Raw genomic sequence first — 12,595 nt, forward strand, 5'->3', positions numbered from 1 at the left:
TTTCCCTTCTTGTCCCCGGTTATCCCGTGTTCATCGCTGCGTCATTGTGGTCGTTGCCGACTCTCGCCACAACTTGGGTCGCTCGCCGAGCATGGCGCCGCGCGCCCACCACACCGCCTCGATGGCGACCGCACCGACTGCCCCGACACCGAGTGCCAGCGAGGTCAGTGCCACATTGGAGGGATCCAGCAGGAACTTCTCCCGGGCCAGCGGGATCGCGAAGATGCCCACGTAGGCCAGACCGCAGCAGATCACCAGCGTCAGCCGCCACCACTGATACGGCCTCGCCACGACGGCCAACACCCACCCGGCGGTGGTCAGCAAGGTGATCAGGGCCGTGGTGGAGGCCTGGATCTGCTGTACCGCCGTGGCCTCGCTGCCGCGGTAGGCTAGTAGGTATGAGGTGAACGTGGCGATGCCCACCACCAGGCCGGCCGGCAGCGCCCCGCTCATCACTCGCTGGACGAATCCGGGGTGTGCCCGTTCGTTGTTGGGCGCCAGCGACAGGATGAAAGCCGGGATTCCGATGGTGAACCAGGCGGCGACGGTGACGTGGATCGGCTGGAACGGATACAGCAGCGGCTCGGTGCCGAACAGCGCCGACGCCAGCCCGACCAGGCCGACCAGCAGGGCGAGCAGAACCGAATACACCGTCTTGGTCAAGAACAGGTTCGCTACCCGTTCGATGTTGCCGATCACCCGGCGGCCCTCGCCCACCACGTAGGGCAAGGTGGCGAACTTGTTGTCCAGCAATACGATCTGCGCCACCGAGCGCGCCGCCGAGCTGCCCGCTCCCATCGCGACACCGATATCGGCGTCCTTGAGCGCGAGCACGTCGTTGACGCCATCACCGGTCATGGCCACGGTGTGGTCACGTGCCTGCAGGGCGCGCACCATGGCGCGCTTCTGATCCGGTCGCACCCTGCCGAACACGGTGTGCTCCTCCAGCGCGTCGGCCAACCGGTCCGGCTCGGCCGGCAGCTTGCGCGCGTCCACCGCGTCCCCGTTCAATCCCAGCTCGCCGGCCACCGCAGCTACCGAGACGGCGTTGTCACCGGAGATCACCTTCACCGAGACATCCTGCTCGGCAAAATATTCCAACGTGGGCCGGGCGTCCGGCCGGATCTTCTGCTCCAGCACCACCAGCGCAGCAGGAGTGACCTGCCCCGGCGCGTCCGGGTGATCGACGGGCAGGTCGCCGACCCCCAGCAGCAGCACCCGCAAACCCCGCGCCCCGATCCGCTCAGCCTGCTCGGCGGGCGCCGACGACGGCTCGAGCAGCACATCCGGCGCCCCGATGACCCAGTTACCGTGTTCGCGGTACGAGACACCGCTCCACTTGGCGGACGACTTGAACGGTTCGCAGGCGTTGGCCACCCAACCCGGCGACGTCGGGAACGCCTCGGCGATGGCCTGGATGCTCGCGTTCGGCCTGGCGTCGTCGGCGGCCAGCGCCGCCAGCGCCTGATGCACCGGAAGACCTGCGGCGCCGTCGAATTCGATGATCTCCGAGACTTGCATGCCGTTCTCGGTCAGTGTGCCGGTCTTGTCGGCGCAGACGACGTCGACGCGGGCCAGCCCCTCGATCGCCGGCAGTTCCTGCACCAGGCACTGCCGTCGTCCCAGCCGAATCACCCCGACGGCGAACGCCAGCGACGTCATCAGCACCAAGCCCTCGGGAACCATCGGCACCAGCGCCCCGACCATCGCCAGCACCGAGGCCCGCCAGCCCACGTCGGTGGTGAACAACTGCGTGTAGATGATCAGCAGCCCGGCCGGGATGAGCAGGTAGGTGATGAACTTCAGGATCTGGTCGATGCCGTTGCGCAGTTCGGATTTCACCAGAGTGAATTTGGTGGCCTCCTCGGCCAGCTTGGCGGCGTAAGCCTCGCCGCCGACCCGGGTAGCCCGGTAGGCGCCGCTGCCGGAGATCACGAAACTGCCCGACATCACGTGGTCCCCGATGTTCTTGGCGATCGGCTCGGCTTCACCGGTCAGCAGCGATTCGTCGACCTCCAGATCGGACACCTCGACGACGTCGCCGTCGACCACGATCTGGTCGCCGGGACCGAGTTCGATGACGTCGTCGAGCACCACCTCCCGGGGAGGCAGCGCTACCGTCCCGGATTGCCTGCGCACCAACGGTTTCGCCTGCCCGACAATGGCCAGTTTGTCCAGCGTCTGCTTGGCGCGGATCTCCTGGACCATGCCGATGACACTGTTGAAGACGATCAGCAGTCCGAACAGCCCGTTGATCAGCGAACCGGTGGTGAGCACGATGGCGAACAGCACGCCCAGGATCGCGTTGATCCGGGTGAAGACGTTGGCCCGGACGATCTCGTGCACACTGCGCGCGGCACGCACCGGAATGTCGTTGGTCTGGCCGTCAGCGACCCGCTGGGCGACTTCGTCGTCGCTGAGCCCCGCGGCGGCCCGCGCGACGGTCAAGACCGCCACCACGGCTCAATGTCGCCGGCCGCCGGCCGGATCCGCTCGCGGGGTTTATGCGGCGGTCCCAGCTTCGCCTCTCCTCCGTCGAGCCTCACTGAACCGCCGGGACGCGGGACGACCACCGACACCCCGGCCGGCTCGGCGGCGGCCAGCAACCGTTCCACCGGCTCCTCCCAGCGATGCGGCGCCAACCGGAACGTGCACCAGTGGATCGGCACCAGCGTCGCACCGTCGACGTCCAGGTGCGCCCGAACGGCCTCCTCGGGATTCATGTGCACGTCCGGCCAGGCGGTGTTGTAGGCGCCGATCGGCAACAGGGTCACGTCGAACGGGCCGTGATCGGCGCCGATCTGCCCGAAGCTCCCGGTGTAGCCGGAGTCGCCGCCGAAGTAGACCCGATGATCGGGCCCGGCGATCACCCAGGACGCCCACAGCGTCATGTTGCGGGTCAAGAACCGGCCGGAGAAGTGCCGCGCCGGCGTGCAGACCAACGTGAGTTCGCCGAACGAAGTCTGCTCATCCCAATCGAGTTCGACGACCCGGTCAGCGGGAATGCCCCACGCCCGCAGGTGCGCACCGACGCCCAGTGGAACCACGAACGGCGCCCGCTGGCTGCGGGCCAGCGCGGTGACGGTGTCGATGTCGAGATGGTCATAGTGGTCATGGCTGATGACGATCGCATCGACCGCGGGCAGCGCCGACAACTCCACCGGCGGCGGATGCAACCGCCTGGGGCCGACGGCATCCGAGGGCGAGCAGCGCTCACTCCACACCGGATCGGTCAGCACCCGGTAGCCGTCGACCTCGATCAGCGCGGTGGCGTGGCCCAGCCAGGTGACCGTCAGCGGTTCGGCGGCGTCGGCGAAGTCGGGGACCCCCAGCGGGACCGGCGCCACCGGCCGGCTCGCGCCGCGATCGGCGAACAGCTCCCGCAGCATCAGCCGCTGTTGTTCACGATCCATGTTGACCATCGAGGCACGCTCGACGTTGTGGAAAATCCCGTCGCGGTAATGCCTGGAGCGGGCGGCCACCGCGTCGATGGCGTGCGGTGCGGCACCAAGGGCACCGGGTGTGCCGCGCAGCGCACGAAGGGTCCATCCGCCGGCGGCCAAGGACGCGGTGGCGGCGGCCAGCCGAAGTGCACCGCGCAACATGTTGCCGAGTCTAGGGCGGTGACCGGCGGCATCCGGATCCGTGGCGTTTGCGCTCACCGCGGGCTCCGGTCAGGCGCCCTGGAACTTCGGCGGCCGCTTCTCGATGCGGGCCATCTGCGCCTCGACCACGTCCTGGCTGGCCCAGGCCCGGTCGAACAGTTCCTTGTGCTCCGGCGTCTGTTCCTGGTAGGCGCCGTCATCGTTGAGCACCCGCTTGGCGTGCTGCAGGGCAAGCGGCGCCAGCCCGGCGATCTCCTGCGCCCAGGCCTGCGCGTCGGCAACGGTGCCCAGCCGGTTGGCCATGCCGGTCAGCAGCGCCACATCGGCGGGCAGCTTCTCCGCGGTGAGCATCATCGCCCGGGCCCGGCCGTAGCCGACCAATGAGGTCAGCCGGCGGATGCTCCAGTTGTCCAACGCCAGACCGTACTTGGCGACCGGGAACTGGAAGAACGCCTCGGGGGCCACCACCCGCAGATCGCAGACCATCGCCAATTGCAGACCGGCGCCGATCGCGGCGCCGTTGATCGCGCCGATCACCGGCAGCGGGACGTCGGCGATGCTCTGGTGCAGGGCGAGCAGCTTGTCGGGGTAGTCGGCGGCGAACGCATCGCCGGACAGATCCGCGCCGGCACAGAACACGCTGCCCTGCCCGGTCAGCACGATGGCCCGGACGTCGTGGGTGGCGGCGTCCAAGACCGCCTCCCGCAGTTCGGTGACAAGCTGGGAGTTCAGCGCGTTGCGCCGCTCGGGACGCTGCAACTCGATGGTGGTGACGGCTTCGTCGCGGGTAACACCGATCATGAGGTAGCAGCGTAATTAGGCTCGTGGTGTGAGCAGGATCGGGGCCGACGAACTGCGGGACGCAATATTGGACCACGGCTCGTTCATCAGCTGGGATGACGAGCCGCTGGCATTGCCGGTCAGCGACGATTACGCCGCCGAGCTGGCCGCCGCCCGGGCCGCCACCGGCCGCGACGAGGCGGTCATCACCGGCGAGGGCCGGGTGGGCGGGCGCCGGGTCGCGGTGATCGCCAGCGACTTCGACTTCCTGGCCGGCTCGATCGGGGTGGCGGCCGCCGAGCGGATCACCACCGCGATCCAGCGGGCCACCACCCAGCGGCTGCCGCTGCTGGCCTCTCCGAGCTCGGGCGGCACCCGGATGCAGGAGGGCACCGTCGCCTTCCTGCAGATGGTCAAGATCGCCGCCGCCATCGAGCTGCACAAACGCGCCCACCTGCCCTACCTGGTCTACCTGCGCCACCCCACCACCGGTGGGGTGTTCGCCTCCTGGGGGTCACTCGGGCACATCACGCTGGCCGAGCCGGGGGCGCTGGTGGGTTTCCTGGGTCCGCGGGTCTACGAACAGCTCTACGGCGCACCGTTCCCGCCCGGCATCCAGACCGCCGAGAACCTTCAGGCCCACGGCGTGATCGACGGCGTGATCCCGGTGAAGTGGCTGCGGCGCACCTGCTCCCGGGCGTTGAAGGTGATGCTCGACGATCCCGCGCCGCCACCCGCGAGCCCGGCCTGCGAGCCGATACCCGATCTGCCGGCCTGGGACTCGGTGTGCGCGTCGCGCCGCCCGGATCGGCCCGGCGTGGGTTTTCTGCTGCGACACGGCGCCACCGAACGGGTGTTCCTGTCGGGCACCGGAAGCGCCGAGCGGGGCGCCACCATGCTGCTGGCGCTGGCCCGTTTCGGCGGTCAGCCCGCCGTGGTGCTGGGGCAGTTGCGGGGCCCGGACCGGCTCACCGACCCCATCGCGCTGCGCGACGCCCGGCGCGGCATGGCGTTGGCCGAGGACTTGCGACTGCCGCTGGTGCTGGCCATCGACACCCCGGGGCCCGCGTTGTCGGTGGAGGCCGAGCAGGGCGGGCTGGCGGGCCAGATCGCGGCGTGCCTGGCAGAGCTGGTCACGTTGGAGGTGCCGACGGTGTCGGTGCTGCTCGGTCAGGGCAGCGGCGGGCCCGCGTTGGCGATGGTGCCGGCGGATCGGGTGCTGGCGGCGACGCACGGCTGGCTGGCACCGCTGCCCCCGGAGGGCGCCAGCGCCATCGTCTTCCGCGATACCGGACACGCCCCGGAGCTCTCGGCCGCACAGGGCATCCGCTCGGCGGATCTGAAGGCACACGGGATCGTCGACGTGATCGTGGCCGAGCGCCCGGATGCCGCCGACGAGCCGATCGACTTCGCCAAACGCATGTCGCGGGCCATCGCCGTGGAGCTCGACGCGTTGCGGCGAGTGCCGGCCGAGCAGCGGATGGCAGCGCGCTTGCAGCGCTACCGCCGCATCGGGCTGGCGGGTTAGCCGGTGATCATCCCCACCGCCACCGCGGCCAGCACCATTCCGGCGACCTGACGGGGACGCACCCGCTCCCGCAGGACGGCCACCGCCAGCACCACGGTGGCGGCGGGATACAGCGAGATCAGCACGCTGGCCAGCGACAGCAACGACAGCTGCAACGCGAACAGCATCGTGACGTTGGCGGCGGTGTCCAGCAATGCGATCACCAGCGCCAGCCGTAGCGGCGTCCCCGTCGGCAGCCGCAGCTGGCGGCTGGCCGCCGCGACCACGATCACCAGCACCGTGGCGGCCCCGCGCGCGAACAGCAGGGGCCACAATCCGGCTTCCGGCGGGGTGCGATCCAAGAACACGAAGTTCAACCCCAGGGCCACCCCCGAGGCGATCGTCAACCAGATCGCTCCGCGGGTCAGCCGCTGCCGGCTGCCGCCGTCTCCGGTGTGCCAGCTGATCAACACCACGGCGGCCAATGCCACCGCGATGCCCGCACTGGCGAGCATGCCGGGCCGCTCCCCCAGCACCCGCCCGATGCACACCGGCACACTGGCATCCACCACCGCCGCCAGCGGCGAGACCACCGAGATCGGGCCGGCCGCCATCGCCGCGTAGAACCACCAGATACCCAGGGCCTGGCTGAGCCCGCCGAGCACGCCGAGCATGACGGCGCCCGGCGTGATGTGGCCACCGCCGATCATCGCGAGTGCTCCCAGCATCACCATCGAGACCGGGGTGGACACCAGCACCACCCGCAGCGCGGCAACCCGCCGCGACGCGACGCCGCCGACGAAGTCGCTGATCCCGAAACTGGTGGCTGACGCCAACGCCAGCCCCTGGGCGGCCGGCGAGCCGATCACCCCGCAACCTTGGCGTCAGACGTGTCCATCACGGCGAGAAGTGTAAGCGCGCAGCGGTGTCGGTCCCGCGGCCCTGGCCGCCGCCAACAGGGCGTTTGCGCGCCGTTTCATTAGAATTCGGCTGCGTTTAAGCCAACGACCGCCGCCAGGCGTCATGCAAGGCGGCGTAGTGCCCCTCGGCGCGGATCAAGTCGGCCGGTGGCCCGTCTTCGACCACGGTCCCGTCTTCGATCACCAGCACCCGGTCGGCGATCTCGACGGTGGAGAGCCGGTGGGCGATCACCAGCGCGGTCCGCCGGGCCAACACCGTGCGCAGCGCCTGTTGCACCATCCGCTCGCCGGGAATGTCCAGCGCTGAGGTCGCCTCGTCCAGGATCAGCACCGCTGGGTCGGCGAGGAACGCCCGCGCGAATGCGACCAGCTGACGCTGGCCCGCCGACAGCCGGCCGCCGCGCTTGGCCACGTCGGTGTCATAGCCGTCCGGCAAGGCGGCGACGAACGCCTCGGCGCCCACGCCGGCCGCGGCGGCGACCACCTCGGCGTCGGTCGCCTCGGGACGGCCGAACCGGATGTTGTCGGCGAGCGTCCCGGAGAACAGGAAGTTCTCCTGGGTCACCATCACCACGTGCCGGCGCAGCTCCGCCTGCGTGAGATCACGCAGGTCAACACCGTCGAGCGTCACCGAGCCCGATGCCGGGTCGTGGAACCGGGCGATCAGCTTGGCGATGGTCGTCTTGCCCGCACCGGTGCTGCCGACCAGCGCCACCGTCTGGCCGGCCGGGATGCTCAACGACAGTCCGGCCAGCACCGGCGCATCGGCCCGGTAGCCGAAACACACGTCGCGCAAGGCGATCTCGCCGCGCACCTCTGCAAGGGTGACCGGAGCGTCGGGGTCGGCTACTCCGGGTTTCTCGGCGAGCACCGCGGCCAGCTTCTCCAGTGCCGAGGTCGCCGACTGGAAGGTGTTGAGGAATTGGGTGATCTCCTGCATCGGGTCGAAGAACATCCGCAGGTAGAGCAGGAACGCGGTGAACGTCCCGATCGTCATGTGTCCGTGTAGGACTCGCCAACCGCCGTAGAGCACCACCATCCCGGTGGTGAGGTTGCCGACCAGTTTGACACCGGGTGAGAAGACGGCGACCAGTTTGAACGCCTTCTCGTTGACGGCACGGTAGCGGTCGGCGACTCCCGTGAAGAGTTCGGCATTGCGTGCTTCACGCCGGTAGGCCTGCACCGCCTTGATACCGGTCATGGTCTCGACGAACTGCACGATCACCCGCGCGGCGCGTTCCCGCACCGCGGTGTAGGTCTTCGACGACTCGGCCCTGAACCAGCGCAGCAACGCCACCAGCACGGGGAAGGCGCCCAGGCACATCAGGCCCAGCCGCCAGTCCAGCACGACCAGTAGCACCGCGGTGCCGGCCAGCGTCAGCACGGCACTGACCAGGCTGTCGAACCCGCCCAGCAGCATCTCCTGGATCGCGTCGACGTCGTTGGTCAGCCTGCTGACCACCCGCCCCGAGGTGTAGCGGTCGTGAAAGCCGACGTCGAGGCGCTGGAAGTGCCGGAACACCCGTCGCCGCAGCTCCAGCAGCACCCGCTGGCCGATCCTGCCCGACCACTGCAGGAACAGGATGCGGCTGCCGGCCTGCACGAGCACCACCGCACCCAGCGCGACGATGATCGCCGTCAGCACCCGCGTCGAGCCGTCGGCGGCGATGGGCGGGATTCCCCGGTCGATACCGCGCTGCGCCAGAATCGGAACCGCAAGGCGGGCAGCGTTTTCCACCACAACGATCAACGCCAGCAACACGACCGCGACGCGGTAGGGGCGCAGCAGCGACCACAGCAGGCCGCGCGCGGCGGCCCGGCCCGCGACGGCCGTCACCGCCGTGCCCACTCGACGAGGTGTTCGGCGCCGTCATCGAGCTCGTCGTCGGCGGCCAACAGGTAGCGGTACCGCGGCACCGCCGCCAGCAGTTCCGCATGGGTACCGACCGCTGTGATGGTCCCGTGCTCCAGCAACGCCACCCGGTCGGCAAGCGCCACGGTCGAGGCCCGGTTGGCCACCACGATCGCGGTGATCGGCGGCCGACCGTCGGCGCCGCGCAGCACCCGGCGCAATGCCGCCGTCACGGCGGCCTCGGTGTGCACATCCAGTGCCGACAGGGTGTCGTCGAGCACCAAGACCGCCGGCGCGGCCACCAGGGCCCGAGCCAGCGACAGCCGTTGACGCTGCCCACCCGACAGGCTCATCCCCTGCTCACCGATGCGGGTGTCGAGGCCGCGCGGCAGGTCGTAAACGAATCCGGCCGACGCCACCTCCAGGGCGCGGGCCAGCTCCGCGTCGCTCGCGTCGGGCCGACCCAGCCGCAGATTCTCGGCCACCGACATGGAGAACAGCGTGGGGTCGTCGAACGCGGTGATCACCGCCGAACGCAACGCGGCCAGCGTCAGCGAACGGATATCCCGCCCGCCGATCAGGATCTGCCCCTCATCGGCGTCGTAGAGCCGCGACAGCAGCATCGCCAGCACCGACTTGCCGGATCCGGTGGCACCCACCAGCGCGACGGTCTCGCCGGCTTCGACGGTGAGATCGACCCCGCGCAGCACCCAGGAGCCCTCGGGACCCGAATCGCCGAAGCGGAACCCGACGTCGCGCAGCTCCAGTCGCCCGGACGGCGGCACCGGATCGTCACCGTCGGTGATCTCGGTGGGTGCGTCGAAGATCTCGGTGACCCGGTCGGCGGCGGTCATCGCCTCCTGGGTGGCCGACAGCAGAAAGCCCAACGACGACACCGGCCAGACCAGCGACAGCATCAAGGTGATGAAGGCGACCAGCGTGCCCATCGTGACCAGGTGGTGTCCGGCCGCGTACGCACCGACCGCCAGCACCACGATCAGCGTGAGGTTGGGGATCACCTCCAGCAGCGTCCAGAACTTCGACGTCACCACCACCTTGTCGACGCCCAGGTCGCGCAGCCTCGTGGCCTGCGCGTCGAACCGGGCGAACACGTGGTCCTCGCGGCCGAACGCCTTGATCGTGCGCAGCCCCACCGCCGATTCCTCGACATCGGTGGCCACCTGGCCCGCCTGGTCCTGCGCCCGCCGCGACAGCCGGGTGTATTGGCGCCGGAAGTGCTGCACCGTCAGCGTCACCGGCACCATCGACACGCAGGCGACCACGCCCAGCGGCCAGTACAGCAGCAGCAGGATGGTCGTCACCGCGACGATCTGCAACGTGTTGAGCGCCAGGAACACCAGGACGAATGCCAGAAATCGGCGGATGGTGGCCAGGTCGTTCATGATCCGCGACAGCAGCTGCCCGGACTGCCAGCGCCCGTGGAAGGTCATCGGCAGCACCTGCAGCCGGGCGTAGAGGTCCTTGCGGAGGTCGGCTTCGACGCCCATCGTGGCGTGCGCGACCAGCCAGCGCCGCACGAACCACAGCACCGCCTCGCCGACCCCGAGCGCGGTGGCAGCCGTCCCGAGCACCCACAGTCCCGGCTGGTCACGGTGGGCCACCGGCCCGTCGATGACGGCCTTGGTGACCAGCGGGATCGTCACGGTGGCACCCAGGCTCACGACGGCCACCGTGATCATGGCGATCCACCTCGCCCGGTAGGGCCGCAGGTACGGCGCCAAGCTGCGCAACGCGGACGCCGGCTTCACCCAATCGACCTTAGATCGAAGGCGGATCGAAGGCGGCGACCCGCGGCGCATCCCTCGCTTGATGGCAATGTTCAGGCAAAATGGCGGCCATGAACAATCCCGCCAACGCTGCCGCCTCCCCCCGGGTACTGGTGGTCGACGACGACTCCGATGTGCTCGCCTCGCTGGAACGCGGACTGCGACTGTCCGGATTCGAAGTGGCGACGGCGGCCGACGGCGCCGAAGCGTTGCGCAGCGCCAAGGAGACCCGCCCGGACGCCATCGTGCTCGACATCAACATGCCGGTGCTCGACGGCGTCAGCGTGGTGACGGCACTGCGGGCGATGGGCGATGACGTGCCCGTCTGCGTGCTGTCCGCGCGCAGTTCGGTCGACGACCGGGTCGCCGGCCTGGAGGCAGGCGCCGACGACTACCTGGTCAAGCCATTCGTGCTCGCCGAGTTGGTGGCCCGGGTACGGGCGATGCTGCGGCGGCGCGGGTCGGCGGCCAGCTCGTCGTCGGAGACCATCACGGTGGGCCCCCTGGAGGTCGACATCCCGGGCCGGCGCGCCAGGGTCAAGGGTGTCGATGTGGACCTGACCAAACGCGAGTTCGACCTGTTGGCCGTGCTCGCCGAGCACAAGACCGCGGTGCTCTCCCGGGCGCAGCTCCTCGAGCTGGTGTGGGGTTACGACTTCGCCGCCGACACCAACGTCGTCGACGTGTTCATCGGCTATCTGCGGCGCAAGCTGGAAGCCGGCGGAGCGCCACGGCTGCTGCACACCGTCCGCGGGGTCGGATTCGTCCTGCGAACGCAGTGAGGACCACGATGAACGTCATGAACATGCTGCGGCGCGTCTTCGCTCGAACCCCGTCGCTGCGGACCCGGGTGGTGCTGGCGACCGCCATCGGCACCGCGATCGTGACGGTCATCATCGGCGCCATCGTGTGGGTCGGGATCACCAACGACCGCAAGTACTGGCTGGACCGTCGGCTCGACGAGGCGGCCGGGCTGACCGTTCCGCTCATCGGCCTGGGCGAGCTGCCCCGCGCGGCAGGTGGGACCGACGCCGTGATCACACTGCGCCGGGCAGGTGAGGTGACGTCGAACTCCGCGGTGGTGCTGCCGGAGCTGGAGGCGGGATACGCCGACACCGAGATCGACGGCGTGCGCTACCGGGTGCGCACCGTCGACATTCCCGGGCCGGGTCCGCGGTCACTGGCGGTCGGCGCCACCTACGAGGCCACCATCGCCGACACCAACAACCTGCACCGCCGGGTGCTGCTGCTGTGCACGTTCGCGATCGGCGCTGCCGCGGTGCTGGGCTGGCTGCTGGCGGCGTTCGCGGTACGGCCACTGCGCCGGCTGGCCCAGCAGGCCCGGTCGATCGACGCCGGCGACGAACGACCGGAGATCGAGGTGCGTGGGGCCAGCGAGGCCGTGGAGATCGCCGAGGCGATGCGCGGCATGCTGCAGCGGATCTGGACCGAACAGGACCGCACCAAAGAGGCCCTGGCGTCCGCGCGCGACTTCGCCGCGGTGTCCTCGCATGAGCTGCGCACGCCGCTGACCGCCATGCGCACCAACCTCGAGGTGCTGACGACGCTCGACCTGCCCGAGGACCAGCGCAAAGAAGTCCTCAGCGACGTGGTCCGCACCCAGTCGCGGATCGAAGCGACCCTGTCGGCCCTGGAGCGGCTGGCCCAGGGGGAACTGTCCACGGCCGACGATCAGGTTCCGGTCGACATCACCGAACTGCTCGACCGGGCGGCGCACGACGCGATGCGGGTCTTCCCGGACCTGAACGTCTCGCTGGTGCCGTCACCCACCTGCATCATCGTCGGGCTGCCGGCCGGGTTGCGGCTGGCGGTGGACAACGCGATCGCCAACGCGGTCAAGCACGGCGGCGCCACCCAGGTACAGCTGTCGGCGGTCACCTCCCGGGCGGGCGTCGAGATCGCCATCGACGACAACGGCAGCGGGGTTCCCGAGGATGAGCGGCAGGTGGTGTTCGAGCGGTTCTCCCGCGGTTCGACGGCATCGCATTCCGGGTCCGGTCTCGGGCTGGCGCTGGTGGCTCAGCAGGCTGGGCTGCACGGCGGCACAGCGACCCTGGAGGACAGCCCGATGGGCGGGGTGCGACTGATGCTGCGACTGCCGCCGCCACGCTGAGCGCACCCGC

General features: G+C 69.8%; 9 protein-coding genes. 3 read left to right on the top strand and 6 right to left on the bottom strand.

All coding sequences use genetic code 11. The features are described 5' to 3' along the window. Positions 1-30: 30 nt before the first annotated feature. The 3 genes from G6N19_RS05060 to G6N19_RS05070 all read right to left on the bottom strand — a co-directional run bounded on the left by G6N19_RS05060 (position 31) and on the right by G6N19_RS05070 (position 4,406). Positions 31-2,448 carry an HAD-IC family P-type ATPase gene (locus G6N19_RS05060; RefSeq protein ID WP_408632484.1) on the bottom strand — a complete coding sequence of 806 codons (2,418 nt, stop codon included), beginning with the start codon at positions 2,446-2,448 and terminating at the stop codon, positions 31-33. After that, a complete protein-coding gene (locus G6N19_RS05065) occupies positions 2,445-3,605 on the bottom strand; it encodes an MBL fold metallo-hydrolase (RefSeq protein ID WP_193465893.1) in 1,161 nt (386 codons plus the stop codon). The genes G6N19_RS05060 and G6N19_RS05065 overlap by 4 nt, the downstream gene beginning before the upstream one ends. A 69-nt stretch (positions 3,606-3,674) precedes the next feature. Then, positions 3,675-4,406, bottom strand: coding sequence for an enoyl-CoA hydratase (locus tag G6N19_RS05070; RefSeq protein WP_013827770.1), 732 nt, complete (start codon positions 4,404-4,406; stop codon positions 3,675-3,677). Positions 4,407-4,434: 28 nt separating this feature from the next. Here G6N19_RS05070 and G6N19_RS05075 point away from each other — a divergent pair, with 28 nt between their 5' ends. Next, positions 4,435-5,913 carry an acetyl-coenzyme A carboxylase carboxyl transferase subunits beta/alpha gene (locus G6N19_RS05075; RefSeq protein ID WP_083037270.1) on the top strand — a complete coding sequence of 493 codons (1,479 nt, stop codon included), beginning with the start codon at positions 4,435-4,437 and terminating at the stop codon, positions 5,911-5,913. On the opposite strand, the gene G6N19_RS05080 is transcribed toward G6N19_RS05075, so the two are convergent. The 3 genes from G6N19_RS05080 to G6N19_RS05090 form a co-directional block, all read right to left on the bottom strand. After that, positions 5,910-6,761, bottom strand: coding sequence for an EamA family transporter (locus G6N19_RS05080; protein WP_109559436.1), 852 nt, complete (start codon positions 6,759-6,761; stop codon positions 5,910-5,912). The two genes, G6N19_RS05075 and G6N19_RS05080, sit on opposite strands and share 4 nt — an antisense overlap. 127 nt (positions 6,762-6,888) lie before the next feature. Continuing rightward, entirely contained in the window at positions 6,889-8,649 is a 1,761-nt protein-coding gene (locus G6N19_RS05085; protein ID WP_232062527.1) for an ABC transporter ATP-binding protein, read from the bottom strand. Continuing rightward, complete coding sequence (locus G6N19_RS05090) at positions 8,646-10,484, bottom strand: ABC transporter ATP-binding protein (RefSeq protein ID WP_049792844.1); 1,839 nt, start codon at positions 10,482-10,484, stop codon at positions 8,646-8,648. The genes G6N19_RS05085 and G6N19_RS05090 overlap by 4 nt, the downstream gene beginning before the upstream one ends. Positions 10,485-10,522: 38 nt before the next feature. Here G6N19_RS05090 and prrA point away from each other — a divergent pair, with 38 nt between their 5' ends. Both prrA and G6N19_RS05100 read left to right on the top strand, forming a co-directional pair. Continuing rightward, a complete protein-coding gene (gene prrA, locus G6N19_RS05095; protein WP_013827765.1) occupies positions 10,523-11,233 on the top strand; it encodes a two-component system response regulator PrrA in 711 nt (236 codons plus the stop codon). A gap of 17 nt (positions 11,234-11,250) precedes the next feature. After that, entirely contained in the window at positions 11,251-12,585 is a 1,335-nt protein-coding gene (locus G6N19_RS05100) for a HAMP domain-containing sensor histidine kinase (protein WP_013827764.1), read from the top strand. The last annotated feature ends 10 nt before the right edge of the window (positions 12,586-12,595 follow it).

The sequence above is a fragment of the Mycobacterium novum genome (assembly GCF_010726505.1).
Lineage (GTDB): Bacteria > Actinomycetota > Actinomycetes > Mycobacteriales > Mycobacteriaceae > Mycobacterium > Mycobacterium algericum.